The 21,074-nt window shown below is 70.1% G+C and carries 20 protein-coding genes and 1 pseudogene; 14 read left to right on the plus strand and 7 right to left on the minus strand.

Going from position 1 to position 21,074, the window contains the following annotated elements; all coding sequences use genetic code 11:
• Nucleotides 1-4 precede the first annotated feature (4 nt).
• From ACT1U9_RS00005 to pip, 3 genes and pseudogenes are all read left to right on the plus strand, one after another.
• A pseudogene (locus tag ACT1U9_RS00005) lies at nucleotides 5-187 on the plus strand (alkylphosphonate utilization protein); the annotation flags it as partial.
• Nucleotides 188-318: 131 nt separating this feature from the next.
• Entirely contained in the window at nucleotides 319-1,161 is an 843-nt protein-coding gene (locus ACT1U9_RS00010; RefSeq protein ID WP_444536266.1) for an NAD(P)H-binding protein, read from the plus strand.
• A gap of 12 nt (nucleotides 1,162-1,173) precedes the next feature.
• Nucleotides 1,174-2,127 carry a prolyl aminopeptidase gene (pip, locus tag ACT1U9_RS00015; protein WP_444536267.1) on the plus strand — a complete coding sequence of 318 codons (954 nt, stop codon included), beginning with the start codon at nucleotides 1,174-1,176 and terminating at the stop codon, nucleotides 2,125-2,127.
• A gap of 19 nt (nucleotides 2,128-2,146) precedes the next feature.
• Here the strand turns inward: pip and ACT1U9_RS00020 are convergent, their stop codons facing one another.
• Together ACT1U9_RS00020 and ACT1U9_RS00025 are read right to left on the minus strand one after the other, a co-directional pair.
• On the minus strand, nucleotides 2,147-2,893 hold the full coding sequence (locus tag ACT1U9_RS00020; protein WP_444536268.1) for a class I SAM-dependent DNA methyltransferase: 747 nt from the start codon (nucleotides 2,891-2,893) through the stop codon (nucleotides 2,147-2,149).
• A 646-nt stretch (nucleotides 2,894-3,539) separates the two neighbouring features.
• Nucleotides 3,540-4,328, minus strand: a complete 789-nt coding sequence (locus ACT1U9_RS00025) for a polysaccharide deacetylase family protein (RefSeq protein WP_444539314.1) — start codon at nucleotides 4,326-4,328, stop codon at nucleotides 3,540-3,542.
• Between the two features lie 292 nt (nucleotides 4,329-4,620).
• Here ACT1U9_RS00025 and ACT1U9_RS00030 point away from each other — a divergent pair, with 292 nt between their 5' ends.
• Complete coding sequence (locus ACT1U9_RS00030) at nucleotides 4,621-4,797, plus strand: hypothetical protein (RefSeq protein ID WP_444536269.1); 177 nt, start codon at nucleotides 4,621-4,623, stop codon at nucleotides 4,795-4,797.
• Nucleotides 4,781-4,993 (plus strand): hypothetical protein, encoded by a 213-nt coding sequence (locus ACT1U9_RS00035; RefSeq protein ID WP_444536270.1) that lies wholly within the window; start codon nucleotides 4,781-4,783, stop codon nucleotides 4,991-4,993. The genes ACT1U9_RS00030 and ACT1U9_RS00035 overlap by 17 nt, the downstream gene beginning before the upstream one ends.
• Before the next feature lie 89 nt (nucleotides 4,994-5,082).
• On the opposite strand, the gene ACT1U9_RS00040 is transcribed toward ACT1U9_RS00035, so the two are convergent.
• Nucleotides 5,083-5,271: an antitoxin gene (locus ACT1U9_RS00040; protein WP_444536271.1), complete on the minus strand. Its 189-nt coding sequence runs from the start codon at nucleotides 5,269-5,271 to the stop codon at nucleotides 5,083-5,085.
• Nucleotides 5,272-5,644: 373 nt separating this feature from the next.
• Here ACT1U9_RS00040 and ACT1U9_RS00045 point away from each other — a divergent pair, with 373 nt between their 5' ends.
• From ACT1U9_RS00045 to ACT1U9_RS00070, 6 genes are all read left to right on the plus strand, one after another.
• The gene (locus ACT1U9_RS00045; RefSeq protein ID WP_444536272.1) at nucleotides 5,645-6,781 is read left to right on the plus strand and encodes an AI-2E family transporter; all 1,137 of its coding nucleotides are present in this window, start codon (nucleotides 5,645-5,647) and stop codon (nucleotides 6,779-6,781) included.
• Between the two features lie 252 nt (nucleotides 6,782-7,033).
• Complete coding sequence (locus ACT1U9_RS00050) at nucleotides 7,034-8,959, plus strand: outer membrane protein assembly factor BamB family protein (protein WP_444539315.1); 1,926 nt, start codon at nucleotides 7,034-7,036, stop codon at nucleotides 8,957-8,959.
• A 129-nt stretch (nucleotides 8,960-9,088) separates the two neighbouring features.
• Nucleotides 9,089-10,837: a glycosyltransferase family 2 protein gene (locus ACT1U9_RS00055; protein WP_444536273.1), complete on the plus strand. Its 1,749-nt coding sequence runs from the start codon at nucleotides 9,089-9,091 to the stop codon at nucleotides 10,835-10,837.
• On the plus strand, nucleotides 10,834-11,946 hold the full coding sequence (locus ACT1U9_RS00060) for a glycoside hydrolase family 26 protein (RefSeq protein ID WP_444536274.1): 1,113 nt from the start codon (nucleotides 10,834-10,836) through the stop codon (nucleotides 11,944-11,946). Before ACT1U9_RS00055 ends, ACT1U9_RS00060 begins: the two co-directional genes overlap by 4 nt.
• 61 nt (nucleotides 11,947-12,007) lie before the next feature.
• Complete coding sequence (locus ACT1U9_RS00065) at nucleotides 12,008-13,108, plus strand: NAD(P)/FAD-dependent oxidoreductase (protein WP_444536275.1); 1,101 nt, start codon at nucleotides 12,008-12,010, stop codon at nucleotides 13,106-13,108.
• A 63-nt stretch (nucleotides 13,109-13,171) separates the two neighbouring features.
• Nucleotides 13,172-14,491 (plus strand): tetratricopeptide repeat protein, encoded by a 1,320-nt coding sequence (locus ACT1U9_RS00070; RefSeq protein WP_444536276.1) that lies wholly within the window; start codon nucleotides 13,172-13,174, stop codon nucleotides 14,489-14,491.
• 14 nt (nucleotides 14,492-14,505) lie between these two features.
• On the opposite strand, the gene ACT1U9_RS00075 is transcribed toward ACT1U9_RS00070, so the two are convergent.
• Nucleotides 14,506-15,543 carry an enoyl-CoA hydratase/isomerase family protein gene (locus tag ACT1U9_RS00075; protein ID WP_444536277.1) on the minus strand — a complete coding sequence of 346 codons (1,038 nt, stop codon included), beginning with the start codon at nucleotides 15,541-15,543 and terminating at the stop codon, nucleotides 14,506-14,508.
• Between the two features lie 55 nt (nucleotides 15,544-15,598).
• Between ACT1U9_RS00075 and ACT1U9_RS00080 the strand changes: the two genes are divergently transcribed.
• Nucleotides 15,599-16,087, plus strand: a complete 489-nt coding sequence (locus ACT1U9_RS00080; RefSeq protein ID WP_444536278.1) for a GNAT family N-acetyltransferase — start codon at nucleotides 15,599-15,601, stop codon at nucleotides 16,085-16,087.
• Between the two features lie 32 nt (nucleotides 16,088-16,119).
• On the opposite strand, the gene ACT1U9_RS00085 is transcribed toward ACT1U9_RS00080, so the two are convergent.
• Nucleotides 16,120-16,980, minus strand: coding sequence for a tetratricopeptide repeat protein (locus ACT1U9_RS00085; protein ID WP_444536279.1), 861 nt, complete (start codon nucleotides 16,978-16,980; stop codon nucleotides 16,120-16,122).
• A gap of 4 nt (nucleotides 16,981-16,984) precedes the next feature.
• Nucleotides 16,985-17,929 (minus strand): alpha/beta hydrolase, encoded by a 945-nt coding sequence (locus ACT1U9_RS00090; protein ID WP_444536280.1) that lies wholly within the window; start codon nucleotides 17,927-17,929, stop codon nucleotides 16,985-16,987.
• Nucleotides 17,930-18,017: 88 nt separating this feature from the next.
• Between ACT1U9_RS00090 and ACT1U9_RS00095 the strand changes: the two genes are divergently transcribed.
• Both ACT1U9_RS00095 and ACT1U9_RS00100 read left to right on the plus strand, forming a co-directional pair.
• Entirely contained in the window at nucleotides 18,018-18,659 is a 642-nt protein-coding gene (locus ACT1U9_RS00095; protein WP_444536281.1) for a TetR/AcrR family transcriptional regulator, read from the plus strand.
• Nucleotides 18,660-18,893: 234 nt separating this feature from the next.
• Nucleotides 18,894-19,166 carry a hypothetical protein gene (locus ACT1U9_RS00100; protein ID WP_444536282.1) on the plus strand — a complete coding sequence of 91 codons (273 nt, stop codon included), beginning with the start codon at nucleotides 18,894-18,896 and terminating at the stop codon, nucleotides 19,164-19,166.
• On the opposite strand, the gene ACT1U9_RS00105 is transcribed toward ACT1U9_RS00100, so the two are convergent.
• Nucleotides 19,103-20,989: an ABC transporter ATP-binding protein gene (locus tag ACT1U9_RS00105; RefSeq protein WP_444536283.1), complete on the minus strand. Its 1,887-nt coding sequence runs from the start codon at nucleotides 20,987-20,989 to the stop codon at nucleotides 19,103-19,105. The two genes, ACT1U9_RS00100 and ACT1U9_RS00105, sit on opposite strands and share 64 nt — an antisense overlap.
• Between the last annotated feature and the right edge of the window lie 85 nt (nucleotides 20,990-21,074).

Below are 21,074 nucleotides of genomic sequence, written 5' to 3' on the forward strand. Positions count from 1 at the left end.
GAGCGACGGCGACACCGTGACCGTCGTCAAGGCGCTCAAGGTGAAGGGCAGCCCGTCGGGGATCAAGGCCGGTACGAAGGTCCGCAACATCCGGCTGATCGACGGCGTCGACGGCCACGACATCGACTGCAAGATCGACGGTTTCGGCGCCATGCAGCTCAAGTCCAGCGTGGTCAAGAAGGCGTAACAGGTCGTACTCGGGCGGGCGACGGCGTAGGACCGCTTACCGGGACTACGTTGTCCGAGGCTGCCGGCGGCAGTTGGTCTCGCGTGAGGCTGCTGAGGGTCGGGAAGCGCGCCGACCCGGGGAGGACGACCATGACCACGCTCGTGATCGGGGCCCGCGGAAGCGTCGGGCGGCATGTGCTGGATCAGCTCGTCGAGGCGGGCGAGCCGGTACGCGCCTCGGCTCGCAACCCCGCGTCGGCGGATCTGCCGCCCGGCGTGCCGGTGGTCGCGGCCGATCTCACCCGCCCGGAGACGCTGGCGGCCGCGCTGGACGGGGTGCGGCAGGTGTTCCTGTACGTCACCTCGCGGGGCATGGCCGACTTCGCCGATGCGGCTCGCGCGGCGGGCGTCGAGCATGTGGTGCTGCTGTCGTCCGGGAGCGTGCTCCTGCCGTACGCGCAGGCCAACGCGATCTCGCTGGCGCACCGGGCGGCCGAACGGATGCTCGCCGCCGCCGGGCTGCGCTGGACCCCGATCCGTCCGCTCGTCTTCGCCAGCAACGCGCTGACCTGGTCGTACTCGATCCGGAAAGAGGGCGTGGCCCGGCTGCTGCACCCGGACGCGGTGACGGCGCCGATCCATGAGCGGGACATCGCGCAGGTCGCGGTCGCGGCGCTGACCGGCCAACGGTCTCAGGCGGGCGGCCTCAGTGACCTCCTCACCGGCGAGGAGTCGCTGTCCCAGCGCCGTCAGGTCGAGCTGATCGGTGAGGCCGCCGGGCGATCCATCCGGATCGAGGAGCTCACCGAGGCGCAGGCGCTGGACGACTTCGAGCGGTTCGGGTCACGCGAGGCGGCGGCCGCAGTCGTGGAGTTCATCACCGCCGCCACCGAGGGCGGGTCCCCGGCGACGGATACCGTACGACAGGTGCTCGGCCGTCCACCGCTGCCCTTCGCGCGGTGGGCCGCCGACCATGCGGCCGCCTTTGTCTGACGGGGAGTTGACGTGGTCGAGTTGTATCCGCCGATCGAGCCGTACGACAAGGGCATGCTCGATGTCGGCGACGGCAACCTCGTGTACTGGGAAGTCTGCGGCAACCCGGACGGCAAGCCCGCACTCGTCGTCCACGGCGGGCCGGGGTCGGGGTGCGGCACCGGCGCGCGACGGTATTTCGACCCGGACCGGTATCGGGTCGTCCTGTTCGACCAGCGCGGCTGCGGCCGCAGCACCCCGCACGCGAGCGACCCGACGACCGACATGCGGCACAACACCACCGCACACCTCATCGCCGACATGGAACGGCTGCGGGAGCACCTGGGCATCGACCGCTGGCTGCTGCACGGCGGCTCATGGGGCTCCACGCTGATCCTGGCGTACGCCGAAGAGCATTCCAGCCGCGTGTCCGAGATCGTCATCTCCACTGTCACCACGACCCGCCGCTCGGAGATCGACTGGCTGTACCGGGGAGTGGGCCGGTTCTTCCCCGAGCAGTGGGAACGCTTTCTCGCCGGAGCCCCCTGCACCCCTCGCGACGGCGACATCGTCGCGGCCTATGCCCGGCTCGCGGAACACCCCGACGCCGAGGTGCGCGAGAAGGCCACGGCCGACTGGTGCGCCTGGGAGGACGCGGTCCTGTCGGGCGAGACGAACGGCACCTCCAACCCGTACGGCGACCGCCCCGCCACGGCCCAACTCGCCCTCGTACGCATCTGCTCCCACTACTTCTCCCACGGCGCATGGCTGGACGAAGGTGTGCTGCTGCGCGAGGCCCACCGGCTGGCCGGTATCCCGGGGGTCCTCATCCACGGCCGCCGCGACATGGGCGGACCGCTCGACACGGCGTGGGAGCTCCAACGCGCTTGGCCCGACGCGGAGTTGACCGTCGTCGAGGACGCGGGGCATCTGGGCGGTGAGACGACGCGTGAGCATGCTCTCCGGGCGCTCGACCGGTTCGCCTGAGCCGGTCGCCGGGGGTGCGTCACGCGGTGGGCTTCTCCCAGACCGAGACGTGGTGTCGGCTCTCGGCCGTGAACGGCGTACGGGACCACCCCTCCCACCGGTTACGCAGCCGCAGCCCGGCGAGCCGCGCCATCAGATCCAGCTCGGACGGCCATACGTACTGGAACGGCAGGGAACTGTGTTCGGCGTGGCCGTCGACGATCGTGACGTAGTGGGAGCTCATCGCCTGGGTGACCACGTCGTACGTGTCGAACGCCCACTGGGTCCCACCGATGCGGAACGGCACGGCGGTCTGGCCCGGCGGCAACCGGCGCAGCTCCGGCACGGTGACCTCGACGACGAAGCAGCCGCCGGGCCGCAGATGATCGGCGGCGTTGCGGAAGCAGTCCACCTGGGCGTCCTGCGTGGTCAGGTTGTTGATGGTGTTGAAGACGAGGTAGGCAACCGCGAACGTGCCCGCCCCCGCCACCCGCGTCGCCGCGAAGTCGCCGATCGTCACGTCGATGGCGTCGTTGCCCGGCTTGGCGCGCAGCCGGTCCACCATCGCCCGCGACATGTCGATCCCGGACACCGGGATGCCGCGCGCGGCCAGCGGCAGCGCGATCCGCCCGGTGCCGATGCCGAGTTCGAGCGCCGCCCCGTCCCCGGCGAGCTCGGCCAGCAGATCAACCGCCGGTCCCACCGCGTCCGGCCGGAACATATCCGCCTCGGTCCGGTCATACGCGGCCGCTACCTCGCCGCCGAAGTATCCGTCGTCGTGATGCATGCGGGGACGGTACCGCTCGCGACCGAAGGGGCGCGCGTGATTTTCGCGGGGCCGCGATGCATCAACTCGCGTGGCGGATAAGGCCAGTTAGGCAAGCCGCTTATGGGGCGCCGATACGGATCCGCGCACTTACAGGGGCCCGGGGAACGGCGCGACCAGCCCCCACGGTCCGCAGCCAAAAGACCACGCCCACACCTCCAGCGCGGCGCAGCCGACTCAGCCCCGACCGAAGAAATCGGGACCGTCACCCCCGGCACGCCAGGGGTCGCCCCCACCCCACGCCGCACCACCCGCCTGCCGAGGAACCTCCCGCCCCAACGACAACCACAGCCGCACCACCGCCTCGTACACCGGAGTCCCCTCCATCCGAGGCACCGGCCCCGACCGCGACCCGGGCCCAGGTGTGAGCCGACCCGTTGCCGTGCCGAGCCCGGAGAGGGGCCGTGGCGGCGCCGACGGGGTGGTCAAGACCTGCCAGTCCAGCGTCCGCATCCATCCCACCGCATTGTTCATGCCATGCCCAACGCCGCTCTTCCGCCGCCGGAGAACATCACTTTCGGCCACAGCGGGGCGAGTTCCCCGGCCACCACGCACCCCATGCCTCCTCCACCTCACACGGAGTGCGGTACCGCAGTGTCCCCTCCCGTCAGGGCTGGGTCCGGACCGGGAAACTGGTGGGGCGGCCCTGCTCCTTGAGCCACGGAAGGATCTGTTCCATCGCCGCGACGGTCTGATGGCGGTCGCCACCGCCGTCGTGGAACAGGATCGTGGGACCGTTCGTGAGCTCCCGGTGCACGTTGTTGACGATCACGGACGTTCCCGGCTTCTCGAAGTCCTTCGTATCCACGTTCCAGCCCAGCGGCCGCATCCCGGCCGCCGCCGCGATGCGCCGGCTGTCCGGGGTGAAGGCACCGCCAGGCGCACGGTAGTACTCCACCTTCGCTCCCCCGGCCGCGTCCTCGATCATCTGCTTCGCGGTCAGGATCTCCTGCTGCTGGTAGGCCACGGGCTTCTTGTCCATCGAGGTGTTGTGGGTCATGGTGTGGTCGCACAGCCGGTGGCCCTCCGCGACCACCTGCTTGACCAGTTCCGGGTACTGCCTGGCCTGCGGGCCGATCATGCAGAACACCGCCTTGACCTGGTTCTCCCTCAGAACCCGCAGGATCTTGGGCGTCCACTTCGGGTCCGGCCCGTCGTCGATGGTGATGTTCACCGCCTGCCCGCCCGACTCGGCCGCGTGCGCGATGGTTTGCGGAACCGTCACCTCCGGACGCTCCGAACCCTCGCGTACGGAGCCCTGGTTACCTGGTGTGCCCCCGTGCGCAGCACTGTCGTGGTGCCCGGACCCGGTCAGCATCGTCGCGCCCCATACGGCCCCCGTGAGCGCCACCACCGAGGCTCCGACCGCTATGCCTACGGCGTACTTCTTCTTCATCTTCGTCTTCAGTTCGCTCAGTGCCACGAACGTCCACTCCCCGCTGACGTCGATCCGCCTCTCCCAGAAGTGAGGACGATATGCGCAGCCTGTACGGTTCACCCAATTCGCAATTAACACGGGCCATACGGACGCCGTCAGAATCCGGCCCAACTGCTCACGGAACGTGGCGCACGGGTGTATGGGCCGGAGGGGGGACGTGGGGAAGAGTGAGGTCTCCGTCAATCAATTGGGGCCAAACCGACGCCCAGGCATGGCGGATCCGGATCACACGTCAACTGCACGGGGCCGGATGGGACGGGCCGAGAGCATCATGATGGGTGAACGGGTCTGGACGCACTGGGATGACGACGCCGTGGCCGACGCGCTCGCCGCGCTGCACGGCGGCCCGCTCGACGAGGTGATCGATCCCGTGGCGGACCCGCGGTCGGATCCGGCGTGGAGGGCCGCGCGTGCGCTCGTTGGTTGAGGTCAACGGGCCCGTCACCGTACGGGTTTACGTATCGGAACACGGCAGGCCCGTGCTGCGGGGCGCGGAGTATTCGGTCGACGGTGGACGAGCCGTCTCGGTGCGGTTCAGCGAGCTGGGAAAGCCTGTCGCCGCCACCCCGCCGGTGACCTTTCCCGTCATCCCGTCCCGTCGACTGCTGGATCTGCTCGGGTAGTCCCGAAGGCGCAGGCGGACGTCAGCGGTCGGCGCACGCCGAACGGGCCCGGCTCTGTACGAGCCGGGCCCGTCGCGACAGTCGTGCCACTAAGCCTGAGGGGGCTGGTCCTGGTCCCTGCCGAGCTGCTCCTTGAGCTTGTCCTGGGCGGTGTCGACCTGGCTGCTGTACTTGCCCTGGGTCTTCTCGTCGACGAAGTCACCCGCCTTGTCGATGCCCTGTCCCGCCTGGTCCTCGTGCCCCTTCAACATCTGCTTGAGCTTGTCCATCACGGACATGGCCATCCTCCTTGCGTACTGCCCCCGCCTACAGAGTCACCACTGGGCTCGTGAAGTGCATCTCGGAGCGCCGAGAGGAGCGCGGGCACAGCCACGGCCGACGCCCCGCAGCCGGTTGCCCGGCCCGATTTCGGGAACGATTTCCTACCTGTCTACGGGAGCCGGGGCCGCCCGCGCCATAGGCCATACGAGTGAATGAGACCGTCCCGCACACCGGGCATGGAGTCCGCGTATCGGGATACTGGGAACAACGGGCACGGGAGAACCACCAGAGAATCAAGAGAACCCGGCCAGCACACCGACGAGAGGCAGGGACGCATGAGGGCCACTCGCTCCGCCGCCTCGGCCGACCCCGGTGGACGGAGGCATCACGATGGCCTCCCCCCGGCCTGACGACCCCGACGGACGAGACCCCGCCGAGAGCCCCGCCGACGCGTCCGCACCGGCGAGCCCGCACAGTCCCGTTCTCCGCCCGGCGACGGCGCGCGGCACGTCCTGGTTCAAGGTCGGCTTCGGCCTGGGCCTGGGCGGCACCCTGGCCTGGCTCACCACCCAGACGCTGGTCCAGGTCAGTAATCTGCTCACCCTCCTGTTGCTCGCCATGTTCCTGGCCATCGCGCTGGACCCCGTCGTCACCTGGCTGACCGGTCACCGGCTGCCGCGCGGACTGGCCGTCGCTGTCGTACTGATTCTGGTGCTCGCGGTCCTGGCGGGGTTCCTCGCCCTGGTCATCCCACCGGTGAGCAACGAGATCGGTGCTCTGACGAAAGCGATCCCCGGCTGGCTGAAGCAGCTGCACGACCACCACTCCACGCTCGGCAGACTGGAGGACCGTTTCCATCTGCTGGACAAGGCCAACCAGCGCCTCTCGTCCGGCGGGACGTCCGGCCTGGTGGGCGGGCTGCTCGGGGCGGGGAAGGCGGTGATCAGCGCCGTGGCCTCCACCGTGATCGTCGTCGTGGTGGCGGTCTACATGATGGCGTTCCTGCCGACGCTCAAACGGTTCTGCCTGCGCTTCGTCGTCTCCGACCGGCGTGAGCACGTACGGACCATCGCCGACGAGATCCTGTCGCGGACCGGCCGCTACATGCTCGGCAACGTCGCCACCTCCGCGATCGCCGGTCTCGCCACCTTTCTGTGGTGCGAGGGGACCGGGGTGCGCTATGCCGCCGCGCTGGGCGTCTTCGTCGCCCTGATGGACCTCGTCCCCATCGTCGGGTCCACGATCGGCGGCATCGTCGTCAGTCTCATCGCCCTGTCCGTCTCACTGCCGGTCGCCATCGCCACAGCCGGCTTCTACACCGCCTTCCGGCTCGCCGAGGACTACATCATCGTGCCCAAGGTGATGAAGTTCGCCGTGAACGTCCACCCGCTGGTCACCGTCGTCGGCGTCCTGATCGGCGGCGCGCTCCTGGGCATCATCGGCGCACTCGTGGCCATCCCGGCCGCCGTCGCCATCGGCCTCATCCTCGACGAGTACGTCTTCACCAAGACCGACGCGCCCCGCTGACAACCTTCCGGCGGGTGTCGTCCGTCTACGGGCCGGAGGGCCCGTAGGGCCCATCAAGGGGCGCGGGGAACTGCGCGAGCAACCCAGCACGATCCGCAGACGAACCTCGGGCCAGTTTCCCCGCGGCGCCCCGGCCTGCTTCGCTACGCTTCTACGGCAAGCGAGTTGGTGATTCATCCAGGACGTGACCCGGGGGGCGCCTTGGAGCCGTTGGGGCCTGACGATCCCGTCGCCGTGGGGCCGTACCGAGTGGTGGCCCAATTGGGCAGTGGCGGCATGGGCCGTGTCTACCTCGGGTATTCGCCGAGCGGGCGACGGGTCGCGATCAAGGTCATCCGTCCCGAGTACGTACAGGAACCCGCCTTCCGGCAGCGTTTCGTGCGCGAGGTGATGGCCTCGCGTGCCGTGGGCGGGTTCTTCACCGCCGGGGTGGTCGACGCGGACCCCGAGGGGCGTCAGCCGTGGCTCGCCACCGCCTACATTCCCGGGCCCTCGCTCCAGCAAGCAGTGCAGAAATGCGGCCCGTTCCCCGAGCGGTCGGTACGGGCGCTGGGTGCGGCGCTTGTGGAGGCGCTGACCGCGATTCACGGTGCCTCGCTGATCCACCGGGACCTCAAGCCCGCGAACGTGCTCCTGGCCGAAGACGGGCCCCGCGTCATCGACTTCGGGATTTCACGGCTCGCCGAGCACAGCGGACTCACCCTCACCGGAACCACCATCGGGTCCCCGGGCTATATGTCGCCCGAGCAGATCCAGGGGCACGCGATCGAGCCCTCGTCGGACGTCTTCTCGCTCGGCTCGGTACTGGCGTTCGCCGCGACGGGCGCCGGGCCTTTCGGGGAGGTGTCGGTGGCGGCGCTGCTGTTCCGCGTGGTGCACGAGGAGCCAGATCTGACCGCGATTCCGGCCGGGTTGCGTCAACTGATCGGCTGGTGCCTGGCGAAGAAGCCCGCCGACCGGCCGACTCTGGCTGCTTTGATGCCCGCTCTCACCGGTGGCCGGTCGCCGGTGGAGCTGCTCTCCGCCGGGTGGTTGCCGACGACCTGGCAGGGTGCGGAGACCCCGGTCCCGGTGACGCCGCCCGCGCCCCCATACACCCCTGCGCTCCCGCCACCACCGTTGCCCGACCGGCCAGTCAGTCGACGCCGACTGCTGTACGGCACGGCGGGAGTCGTGGCCGCCGGTGGGATCGCCGCCGCCACCTGGGCCCTGACGCGCGGGGGCAAGTCGGCCACCCCGGGGACGCTGCGCTGGCGGTTCACGACGACCGGCACCGTACTGTCGTATCCCAGAGTCGCCGGCGATCTGGTCTACACGGCGAGCAACGACGGCACGCTGTACGCGCTGGCCGTCGCCGACGGGCAGCGCCGGTGGTCGTACACGACCGGCGCGGCCATCGGCTCCGCACCCACCGTGCTCGGCGGCAGCGTCTACCTCGGCGGTGACGACCGTACGCTCTACGCCTTCGACGCACTGTCGGGCAAGATCCGTTGGCGGTTCTTCACGGGAGGCATCGTCCACACCCCCGTCGTGACGGGGGGTGTCGCGTACGTGGGCAGCGCGGACCACCGGTTGTACGCCGTGGACACCTCCGACGGAAGTCGCAGATGGGCCTTCACCGCGGACAACGACACCCACTCCCCCACCGTCTGGGGCGACACGGTATACGTGGGCAGCAGCGACACCAACCTGTACGCGGTGAACGCGAACAGCGGTGAGAAACGGTGGGCCTTCACCACCAAGGGAGCCGTGTCCGGCATCCCCTGCACCGCGAGCGGCCTCGTCTACTTCGGCAGCACCGACGGAAACCTGTACGCCGTCGACGCGGGCACCGGCAAGCAGGTATGGCGATTCGAGGGGGCCTCCGTCGGGTCCAACCCCGCGATCGCGAAAGGTGTGGTGTACGTGGGCGGTGGGAAGACACTGCACGCGCTGGACGCCCAAACCGGCAAACCCGCTTGGGAGTTCACCGCCGCCGGAGACGTGCACGCACCTGTCACGGCGGGATCCGTGGTGTACGTGGGCAGCGACGACACCAAGCTCTACGCGCTGCGCTCCACCACCGGAGAGCAACTGTGGGCCTTCTCCGCCTCCGCTCCCGTGCACTCGCCGGGCGTCGCACAGGACACGGTGTACTTCGGCGCCGACGACAGCACGCTGTACGCCGTACGTACCTGAGCCGGTCGTATCCGAGCGGGTGGTATTCGAGAACGGCGGGAACCGGGCGGCCGACGGCACTGTCCTTCACTCACAACAGGTAGTGGCCTGTTCACAGCGGAGTGACGCTGGTTGCCACTAAGGGGGGACATGTCCAGAGATGCATCCCGGCCCGATCGGCGCGCCGAGAGGAGGGACCGCCGCAACGCGTCGGCCGTCGAAGCCTATGTCCGGGCCGCCCGGGCGTGTGGGCCGCTGGCCAACCCGGGCCGGGAGGTCGCGTACTGCCCCGTACTCCGCTTGGACCAGCGGGTGTTGCTCACGGCGGTGACCGCCGCCACCGCGCTCGCCGACGTCGTGTTCATCGGCTGGCTGCTGCTGCCCGAACATGTGCCCGGGCCCGGGGTGACCGGTCTCGGTGGCTGCGGGCTGTGTCTGGCGCGGGTCGGGTTCTGTCTGGTGATCGCGGTCGAGACGATCAAAGTCGTGCAGGCGGCGGCCATTTGGGTCTTCGCCTTCCGGGCGAAGGACCCCATCCCGATGGTCCCGCCGTCCGGGCTGCGGGTCGCCATGCTCACCACCATCGTGCCGTCGAAGGAGCCGCTGGCCGTCGTCCAGCGGACCCTGCGGGCCATGCTGGAGGTGGAGCGCTGGAACTGCAGCGTCGACGTCTGGATCCTGGACGAGGGCGACGATCCGGCCGTACGGCAGATGGCCGCGCGGCTCGGTGTGCACCACTTCAGCCGCAAGGGCCGCCCGGAGTACAATCAGCCCTCCGGCCCGTTCCGCGCCCGTACCAAATCGGGCAACCACAACTCCTGGCGCGCCGAGCACGAGAACGACTACGACGTGGTCGCCCAGATGGACCCGGACCATGTGCCGCTGCCGTGCTTCCTGGAGCGGACGCTGGGCTACTTCCACTCCCCCGACACCGCGTTCGTCGTCGCCCCGCAGGTGTACGGCAACGCCTACGACAACTGGGTCTCGCACGGCGCCTCGGTGCAGCAGTACCTGTTCAGCAGCATGGTCGAGCGCGGCGGCAACGGTCTGGACGCGCCGCTGCTCATCGGCACCAACCACCTCTACCGCGTCACCGCGTGGCAGCAGATCGGCGGCTACCAGGACTCCATCATCGAGGACCACCTCACGAGCATGCGGGTGCACGGCACGGTCAACCCCGCCACCGGGAACGGCTGGAAGGGTGTCTACACCCCCGATGTGGTGGCGATCGGCGAGGGCCCGACGACCTGGACCGACTACTTCAACCAGCAGCGCCGCTGGGCCTACGGCGTCTGGGAGATCACCCTCAACTCCCGGCTGCGGGAAGGCATCCAACTCCGGCCCGGACAGCGGCTGTTGTACGGCCTGGTGCAGTTCTACTACCCGAGCGTCGCCATGAGTCTGGGCCTCGGCACCCTGGCCACCGCCCTGTACATGCTGCTCGGGGTCTCCTCCATCCAACTGCCCGGCCTTCCCTGGTTCCTGCTGTGGTCGGCAGGGATGGGCGGCTCGTTCGCGCTGTGGCTCTGGCTGCGGCGGTTCAACCTCGCCGAACACGAGCGGCGGGAGATCGGTATCGCGGGCATCCTGCTCTCGCTGTTCGCCGGACCCGTCTACATCGACGCGGCGGCGAACGCCCTGCTGCGCCGGCCGCTGGCGTATGTCGTCACCGCCAAGGGCGAGTTGCGCAGCTCGGAGTCGCTGCGCACGTTCCGCCTGCACCTGCTGTGGGCGCTCATGGCCGGGGCTCTGCTCACCGCCAGCTTCCTGCACCACCACGACTACACCGCGATGCGGATGTGGACGCTGCTCGGCCTCGCGGCCGGTTCGGCCCCGCCGCTGCTGGCACTGGTCCAGGGCCTCTCCACCCGGCTGCGCACCGCGAGGGCCGAACGGTGAAGATCACGGCACCACGGCTGCTCGCGCTGCTCGGTGCCGTAGTGCTGACCTGGTACACCTTCACGCTGGCACCGGACCTGGCGGACCGCGACCGCCGCGCGGCCGCCGCACGCGCCGACGCCGTACTGCCCCCGACGACCGTACTGCCCGACGACCAGCACCCCGCCGCACAGCAACCCACCACCTCCTTCCCCGCCACCGGAAAGGCGTTCATCGGCGTCTTCACCTCGGCGGGCACCCATGACTTCACCGAGGCCGCCGAGTTCGCCCGGCAGACGGGACACCACCCGCAGGTGTACGAGTTCTCGGCCGACTGGAAGAGCGACCACTTCGACGCCGGGGCGATCAACCGTGTCGCCAAGCGGGGCATGCTCCCGATGATCGCCTGGGAGCCCTGGGACCACACGGCCGAGGCCAAGGAGCCCAGGCTGCGTGGCGAACAACCCACGTACCGTCTCTCCCACATCATCGACGGTTCCTTCGACGCATACGTACGGTCCTGGGCGCAGGGCATCAAGTCGCTCCACTACCCGGTGGCCATCCGCTTCGCCCATGAGATGAACGGCTACTGGTACCCGTGGTGCGAGCAGTCCAACGACAACCGCGCCGGTGAGTACGTGCAGGCCTGGCGCCATGTCCACCAGATCTTCGACGCGGTGGGCGCGCGCAACGCGGTGTGGGTGTGGAGCCCGAACATCAGTTACGCCAACTCCACACCGCTGGCCGGGCTTTACCCCGGAGACGCGTATGTGGACTGGGTAGGTTTGTCCGGCTACTACGGCACGGTGGGCAAGGAGAACTACCAGTCGTTCGACCGGCTGTTCAACCCGTCGCGCACGGAGCTGCGCCGCTTCACCCGTAAGCCACTCGTCATCACCGAGGTCGGCGCCACCGACGCGGCCGGGCGGAAGGCCGAGTGGATCAACGATATGTTCCGCACGCTGCCTCGGCGGCGCGACATCATCGGGGTCATCTGGTACCAGGCGGTGAAGGAGATCGACTGGCGGGTGGGGACGTCGACCGCGTCCTCGGCCGCGTTCACCACCGGTGCGTCGGCGAGCCGGTATCAGCAGCGGTGGGAGCCGGGGGTGCCGCTGCGCCGCCGTTGAGTCTGTTGCCGGATCGGCAACAAAAATGGCGGGCCCGGCAGGGAGGGCGCACGGTGTTCCCATGACTGCGAACAGGGATGTCGAAGAACTGCCCGAGGATCTGTCCGGCGAACTGGACGTCGTGGTGATCGGTGGGGGTGTCGCCGGGTTGTCGGGGGCGCTGACGCTGGCGCGTGCCCGCCGTTCCGTGGTGGTCGTCGACTCCGGCGAACCACGCAACGCCCCTGCGGCGGCGGCCCACGGCCTGCTGTCCCGCGACGGTGTGGCCCCGCTTGAACTGCTGCGCCTCGGCCGGGAGGAAGTCACGGGATACGGCGGCCGGATCATCGCCGACCGGGCGGTCTCGGCCCGGCGGGTCGCGGGCGGTTTCGTCGTCGGCACCGCCAGCGGGCGTGAGCTGCGGGCTCGACGGCTCCTGGTGACGACGGGGCTGGTCGACGAGCTGCCCGAGGTGCCGGGGCTGCGGGAGCGGTGGGGGCGGGATGTGCTGCACTGCCCGTACTGCCACGGCTGGGAGTTCCGTGACGCGCCGATCGGCGTACTGGGCGGGCGCCCCGCCTCCCTGCATCAGACGCTGCTGATGCGGCAGTGGTCGTCGCGGGTCACGTTGTTCCTGCCCACGGGTGCGGCGCTGGCCGAGGAGGACTCGGAGCGGTTGGCCGCACGTGGGATCACGGTTGTCGAGGACGACGTCACCGCGTTGGACGTGGTGGCGGACCGGCTGGCCGGGGTGCGGCTGGCTTCGGGACGGCGCGTAGCGGTGGAGGCGTTGGTGGTGGCGCCACGGTTGCTGGCGCGCGGCGAGGTACTGTCCGGTCTCGGGTTGGTCCCGGTGGAACACCCCATGGGTGCGGGTACGTATGTGGCCTCGGATGCCACGGGGCTGACCGAGGTGCCCGGGGTGTGGGTGGCGGGCAACGTCACCGAGTTGATGGCGACTCTCCCGCTCGCCCAGGCGGCCGGTGTGCAGGCGGCGATGGCGATCAACGCGGATCTGGTGCACGCGGACACCGAGGCCGCCGTGGCACACCACAGGTCAACCGCCTTGGCCGACACCTTCAGTGCGGCGAACGAGGCCGAGGTCTGCGCACGGGCCGCGGCCGGACACCGTCATGACCTCGACTCGGTGCTGGGGCACGAAGGGAACGGGGAGCGACGGTAGGGACCGTGGCGGCACCCGTGAAACGGTTTGAGATCACACTCCGTCATCGGCCATGATCTGCGGATGTTCTCGCGTAAGAAGACCCGCCCGAAGTCCGCCCAGCTCGTCGAGGCCTGGGAGTGCATGGACTCAGGTGACGTCCCCGGCGCCCTGCGGCTGCTGAGGGCGGGTGCCGACACCCTGCCGCTGGGTGAAGTGGCACTCGTGGTCGGGCGGGCCGCCGACACAGCCGGGTTCGACGACCTGCGCAAGGCCGCCAAGAAGTTGGCCGCTGCCCCCGAGTCGGCGGACGCGCAGTACGCGTTCGGATACGCGTGCGTCGAGCGCGGGCTCTCCTACCTCGCGGTGCCCGCCCTGCGCGAGGCGCTGCGGCAGCACCCGGGCGCGCTCGCGGTGGTGCGTGAACTGGTGGCCGCGTACGAGCGCGAGGGCCGCCACCGCGAGGCCGTCGAGGTGCTGGCGCGGCACGAGAGCGGTTTTTCCGACTGGCCGGACCGCTATCTGCTGGCCTACAACGCCATCATGTCGGGCGACCTCGACCTGGCGAAGCGTCACCACGCCCTGCTGCCGGACCCGCAGGACGAGATGTGGATACCCACGCGCGACCGCCAGCGCCGGATGCTGGACCGGGCCGCCGTGGCCGCGCCCGTGAGCCCGCTGGACACGCAGGATCTGCGCGGCTGGCAGTACGTGATCGGTGGCACGGTCCTCGGCACCCTGTCCCCGTTCGGCTTCGAGGCGGCGATGACCGGCCGGTACGCCTGGTTGCAGGACTCCCACGACCAGTGCCTCCGGGGTCTGCTGCGGCTGAAGACACTGCTGGACTCGGCCGAGGTGCGGCCGGGTTCGGTGTCGCTGCTGCCCGACCGGGGCAGCCAGATCCTCGGCCTGGCCGCCGCCGAAGTGCTCGGTCTGCCGTCGCAGCCCTTCGAACCGGGGCGCGAGAACACCGTCGTGATCGCGTACGACCTCAACGAACTCGGCGAGACGGACGAGGGTCCCGAAATCCTCGGCCAGCTCTTCGAGCGCGCCCCCGGGCAGGTGCTGCACGAGCACGCGAGCAACTGGACCGACCCGCCGGTGATCACCGCCGACAGTGTCGCCCTGCTGCACCAGATGACGATCGCGCCCTGGGAGGAGCAGCTGCACGCGGACGAGGACGGCGAGATGGACCCAGCACCGGCCGACGACCGCCCGGCCGCGCACATCGCCGCCGAGATCGTGGGCGCCGACCCGACGCCGGAACAGGGCGACGGCGAGACCCCCGCGGACCCGGACGACCGGTTCGCGGAGTTCGCCGCGGCCGTCCGCGGCACCTGGCTCCGGGGCGACCGCGCCCAGCTCAACTCGTCCGGCCCAGTGCCCAGTTCCCAGTTCCACTGAGCACGGGCGGGATCTCAGGCGGTCGGCGCGGCGAAGAAGCGGGCCACGTCCTTCTCGGTGACCTCGGCGAGGGTGGCCGGTGACCAGTGCGGGGTGCGGTCCTTGTCGATGACCTGAGCCCGGATGCCCTCCACGAGGTCGGGGCAGGTGAGTGCCGCGCACGAGACGCGGTACTCCTGCTCCAACACCCGTTCCAGGGAGCAGAGTTGGCATGCCCGGCGCACTGCGGCCAGCGTGACCTTCAAGGCGGTGGGGGACTTGGCGGACAGTGTGACGGCCGCCTCCTTGGCGGCCGGGTCGCCGTGTGCGAGCAGCCGCTCCACGATCTCCTCGACCGTGTCGGCCGCGTAACACTCGTCGATCCACGCCCGGTGGGCCGCCAGTTCACCGGGCGGCGCCTCGGCGGCATACCGGGAGAGGGCGTCATCGACGGGCAGCCTCGTCAGGTCCGCCACCAGTGCGTCGAGCCGCTCGGACGGTACGAAGTGGTCGGCCAGGCCGCACACCATCGCGTCCGCCGCGCCGACGGCCTCACCGGTCAGCGCCAGATGCGTGCCCAGCTCACCGGGTGCGCGCCCCAGGAGATACGTACCGCCGACGTCCGGGACGAAGCCGATGCCGGTCTCCGGCATGGCCACCCGGGAGCGCTCGGTGACGACACGTACGCTCCCATGCGCGGACACCCCCACCCCGCCGCCCATCACGATGCCGTCCATCAGGGCCACATACGGCTTGGGGTAGCGGGCGATCAGGGCGTTGAGCCGGTACTCGTCGCGCCAGAACTCCGCCGAGGCGGTACCGCCGACGCGCGCGTCCTCGTAAATCGCGCGGATGTCACCGCCCGCGCACAGCCCGCGCTCACCGGCCCCGGTCAGCACCACGGTCGCCACGGCGGGGTCGCTCTCCCACGCGAGCAGCGCCTCCTCGATGCGGAGCACCATGGTGTGGCTGAGCGCGTTGAGCGCGCGCGGGCGGTTGAGGACCAACCGCCCGATACGGCCCTCCGTCCGGACGAGGACCGGTTCTTCTGTGCGGGTCGTAGTGTTCGTCACAACGGTGATCGTAAAGGCAACGACGATCAGCGGGTGCGTGCGTATGCTGGCGCGCATGGTGAGGCTGGAACGGCTGCGGGCCGAACACGCGGACGCTCTGCTGGAATTCGAGCGCGTGAACCGGGAGTATTTCGCGCGGACCGTGCCGGATCGCGGGGACGCGTACTTCGCCGACTTCGCCTCCAACCAGCGCGATCTCCTCGCCGAACAGGACGCCGGTGTGTGCCACTTCCACGTCGTCGTGGACGAGCACGGCGACCTGGTCGGCCGGATCAACCTCCTGGACGTCGAGGACGGATCCGCCGAGCTCGGCTACCGGATCGGCGAGCGCGCCTCGGGCCGGGGTATGGCGACGGCGGCGGTCGCGGAGGTATGCCGGCTCGCCGCCGAGGTGTACGGGCTCTCGGCACTCACCGCGAAGACCACCCTCGACAACCCTGCGTCCATGGCCGTGCTCAAACGCAGCGGGTTCATGACTGTCGGCGACACCGTCATCAACGGGCGCCCGGGTGTGCGGTACCGACGCGCCATTGTCGTCAGCTGAGCCCGTACCGCATCACCCATCACTGACGGCGCTCAGATCGAGTCCGGTCCGAGGTGTGCTCGCAGCATGTTGTACTTCCGGCGGTCGTAGCGGTCGCGCAGGTCGACGAAGATCGTGTACTGGTGGCCGTCGCGGGTGTAGACGTCGAGATGGCCGCTGGAATAGGCCGGTCGCCGTCCGGTCGCCCAGTCGGCGGACTCGACGTCGGCCAGGTCGACCGTCCTCGTGCCGAGGGTGATGGTGTCCGTGGGCAGGATGTGGTGGGGGTCGAGGTCGAAGAGGAGGTCGCGGGCCTTCGCCGCCGTCTTCTTGTCCTCGCTCGCGATGGCCCGGAGGTATACCTCGCGGGCCTCGGCAAGATGGCTGGGGTCGACTTCGATGAGTCGTCGGTGGGCCCGCTCGGCGGTGTCGCCGATGAACGGGGGTGCCATGGCCCCCAGGAACAGCCCGCATGCCTCGCCGAGTCGGCCCTGGTGGGCCGCCAGGTTGGCGAGGTTGAAGCGGGCCTTGCGGGCATGCTCGGGATGCCCGCCGGCGATGGCCTGCTCGTAGAGCTCGCGGGCGTGGGCCAGTTCACCGTTGCGCTGCTCGAAGATCGCGAAGTTGAAGAGGGACTTGGGCGCGTGCTCGGGATGCCCGGTGGCTATCGCCTGCGCGAACACGGTACGGGCGGCTTCGGTCCGGCCGTCCGAGGCTTCGAGTACGGCGAGGTTGGCCAGGGCCATCGGGCCGATGTCGGGGTGGCCGGTGGCGGCGGCGCGCAGGAACGCGGTGCGGGCGGCGTCGATGTTGCCCGCACCGCGTTCCTGCGCCCCCAGGTCGAACGCGGCTTGGGCCGTCTGCTCCGCGTCATCCGTCACGTCGTGGTCCGGGGCCTGCTCGTTGATCGCCATGCCCTCAGTTTCGCCGCGGAGGCCGCAGTCGTACAAGGTCGGCCGACGGACCGAGCAAGTGCTGTTGCAGGAACGCCGTTTCGGCCTCCACGGCCTGCTCGTGCGCGTGGGTGAACGCGGCGTAGTGCGTCCCGGGAAACCGTATCGACTCGCCGAGAGGCGCCTGCTCCGCCGCCCGCAGGCCCGGGCCGGGCAGGACGGCCTGGTCCTGTTCGGCGACCACGACCAGCAGCGGACACTTCACGTTCCGCGCGTCGCGCCCGGGCCGGTAGAACCCGGGGGCGAGTGCCGAGCGCGCGGCGATCGTCTGCTCCCAGTCGGGGTATTGGCCGTCGGGATCCAACGCGCGGGTGCCGTCCATGGCGTCCGGCGTGGTGAGGGCGGCCACGGTCCCGGCCGCGCCCGCGCTCGGCACCAGGATCGGCCGACGGCCCACGAGACCACCGAGCGCGTCCAGGATCATCAGCCCGGTCAGGCGCAGCATCGCGCCCGGTGTGGAGTGCCGCATCGCCGCGCGCGCGGTGGTCGGGCCGTCGGCGAGCGGTGTCTGGGCGATGGCCGCCGCCAACTCACCGTCGCGTGCGGCCAGTCGCAGGACGTGACCGCCCGCCAGGGAGAAACCCCAGAGGGCGATCCGGGCCGGGTCGACGTCCGGCAGGGCGCGTGCGTACGCGATCGCGGCCTGCCAGTCGGCCAGTTGGTCGGGGATACGTATGACCTGGCGCGGCTCGCCGCCGCTCTCGCCGATCCGGCGGAAGTCGAAGGCGAGGACGGCGAACCCGGCCGCGTTGAAGCGCTGCGCGAACCGGTCGGTGCCCGGCTCCTTGGTGACCGCCGTTCCCGAGGCCATGACCACACAGCCGCCGTTGGTACCCGGATAGTGCCAGGCGGCGCAGTGGGTGCCACCGCTGCTGAAGTGAACCTTCTGCCGTTCCACGGACGAGTGCACAACAACCTCCCGGTGGGCCGAACCGCTCTCGGATAGAGTGAACCACGCGGTTCACCTACTGGCGAGGGTTTCGGAAGGAGATGCGGCCATGGACGCTGTCGACGGGGATGCGGACCACGCCCCGGAGGAACGGGCGGGCTACCGGCGGTCGACCGGATCGAAGCGGGGCGAGGCCAGACGCCGGGAGCTGCTCGACCTGGTCACCGAGGACCTCGCGGCCCACGGCATGGTCGACTTCTCACTCCGGCGCGCCGCACGCTCGGCCGGCACCACGCACAAGGTGCTCCTCTACTACTTCGACAGCGCGGACGACCTGCTCCAGCAGGCGATCCTGCAACTCCGTACCCGGCGTATCGACAACGCGGTAGCCGCCGCCAATGTCACCGACCATCCCTCACTGGCGGCCAGGGTGCGCGCCATCTGGTCCACCCTGATCGCCGACGACCCCGGACAGCTGGCACTCGACCAGGCCATCGGGCTCGCGATGTACGACCCCTCGCGCTACGCCGAACTCGGGCGCGGCGCAGCGAAGTTGTACCTTCCGACGCTCCTGGCCATCTGCCCGGAGCACTGGTCCGACCAGCGCAAACTGGAGGTCGCCGAGATGATCCTCGGGGTCCTGCGCGGCTTCCTGGTGGACTGGCGGACCGGCGGGGACCGGGAGGGAATCGACCCCGGCTTCGCCGCCTTGGTGCGGGCACTGGAGCGGGAGGAGGCCGCGCCCGAATAGCCGTACGTTGGCGCCGTCCCCCGTCAGTCGTCTGTGTCATTACGTGGTGGTGGCACGGCTCATGGGGCGGTCCACCCGCACATAGTGCCCGTATGACTCGAACCCGGACGGTACTGCTCTGCGCCGCCATGCTCATCGCCTCGACGCTCCACACCACGGCCGGAACGGTCGCTGTGAACGCCGCCCACCCGGCGCCGCACCCCTGCGTCGAAGCACTTCGGGCTCGGTGTCCTGGTGGCCAACGGCTGCGTGGTGCAGAACCCCTCGTTCTCCGGTTACGCGGCGGTCCAGGCCTACGAGCCCACCGAACGCCTGGCGATCGCGGTCGCCACGACGGTCGGCCCCAAGTCGCCCGGCGGCAACACGGCCCAGACCATCACCGAACGCATCGCCGCCCTCCTCGACCCCGGCCACCCCCTGGTGAAGTCCCAGGGGCGGGCGGCTCAGCCAAGTCCGGCGGGCGTGCTGCCGGGGCGCTCGAACTGGGTGCGGTACAGCTCCTCGTAACGGCCGCCGAGCGCGAGCAGTTCCTCGTGCGTGCCCCGCTCCGCGATCTGCCCGTCCTCGACCACCAGGATGAGGTCGGCGGACCGTACGGTGGAGAGCCGGTGGGCGATCACCACGGCGGTGCGGCCTTCCAGCGCCTCGCCGAGTGCTTCCTGGACCGCCGCCTCCGAGGTGTTGTCCAGATGCGCGGTGGCCTCGTCGAGGATGACCACGCGCTGGCGGGCCAGCAGCAGCCGGGCGATCGTCAGCCGCTGGCGCTCACCGCCGGAGAGCCGGTAGCCGCGCTCGCCGACGACCGTGTCGAGCCCGTCCGGCAGCGAGGCGACCAGACCGTCGAGCCGCGAGCGGCGCAGCGCGTCCCACAGGTCCTCCTCGGCGGCGTCCGGCCGGGCGAGCAGCAGGTTGGCGCGGACCGACTCATGGAAGAGGTGGCCGTCCTGGGTGACCATGCCGATGGTGTCGCGGACCGAGTCGGCGGTCAGATCGCGTACGTCGACGCCACCGAGGCGTACGGCGCCCTCGTCCGTGTCGTACAAGCGGGGCAGCAGCTGCGCGATGGTCGACTTGCCAGCTCCCGAGGAGCCGACCAGTGCCACCATCTGGCCGGGCTCGGCGCGGAAGGAGACACCGTGCAGGACCTCGGTGCCGCCCCGGGTGTCCAGGCTCGCGACCTCCTCCAGCGAGGCGAGCGAGACCTTGTCGGCGGACGGGTAGCCGAAGCGGACCCCGTCGAACTCCACGGAGACCGGCCCCTCGGGCACCGGCCGCGCGTCCGGCTTCTGGGCGATCAGCGGCTTGAGGTCGAGGACCTCGAAGACCCGCTCGAAGCTGACGAGGGCGCTCATCACCTCGACGCGCGCGCCGGCGAGGGCGGTGAGCGGCGCGTACATCCGGGTGAGCAGCAGGGCGAGGGAGACGACGGCGCCCGCCTTGAGGTGGCCGTGCAGCGTGTAGTACCCGCCGAGCCCGTACACCAGCGCGAGCGCGAGGGCCGAGACGAGGGTGAGGGCCGTGATGAAGGCGGACTGCGCCATCGCCGTACGCACCCCGATGTCGCGGACCCGGCGGGCCCGGGCGGCGAATTCGGCGGACTCGTCGGCGGGCCGGCCGAAGAGCTTGACCAGGGTCGCGCCGGGCGCGGAGAAGCGCTCGGTCATCCGGGTGCCCATCGCCGCGTTGTGCTCGGCGGCCTCGCGCTGGAGCTTCGCCATCCGCGTCCCCATCCGGCGCGCGGGCAGCACGAAGATCGGCAGCAGTACGAGCGCGAGCACGGTGATCTGCCACGAGATGCTGAGCATGACGCCGAGGGTGAGCAGCAACGTGACAACATTGCTGACCACACCGGAGAGGGTGTTGCTGAACGCCCGCTGAGCGCCGATCACGTCGTTGTTGAGACGGCTGACCAGGGCGCCGGTGCGGGTCCGGGTGAAGAAGGCGACCGGCATCCGCTGCACATGGTCGAAGACAGCGGTCCGCAGATCCAGGATCAGCCCCTCGCCGAGAGTCGACGACAGCCAGCGGCTGACCAGCCCGAGTCCCGCCTCGGCGACGGCGATCACGGCGATGAGCGCGGCGAGCCGCGTGATCGTCCCCTCGTTCTTGCCGCTGACGATCGCGTTGACCACACGTCCGGCGAGGACGGGCGTGGCGACCGCGAGCAGCGCCGTCGCCACGCTGAGCAGGAGGAACAGTCCGATACGGCGGCGATGCGGGCGGGCGAACGCGGCGATGCGCCGCAGGGTCGATCTGTTGAAGGGGCGTCGGTCCTGCTGCGCGTTCATGACATTGTGGAGCTGCGTCCACGCGGTGGCTTCCATGCTCATGGAGAAAACGTACGACCTCCACCAAACTTGAGGTCAACGGGATTGCCGAAACGGCAAGGGACGCAGCGAGCAGTGGCAAAGAAAA

The organism is Streptomyces sp. BR1 (genome assembly GCF_052373795.1).
Taxonomy (GTDB): Bacteria; Actinomycetota; Actinomycetes; order Streptomycetales; family Streptomycetaceae; genus Streptomyces.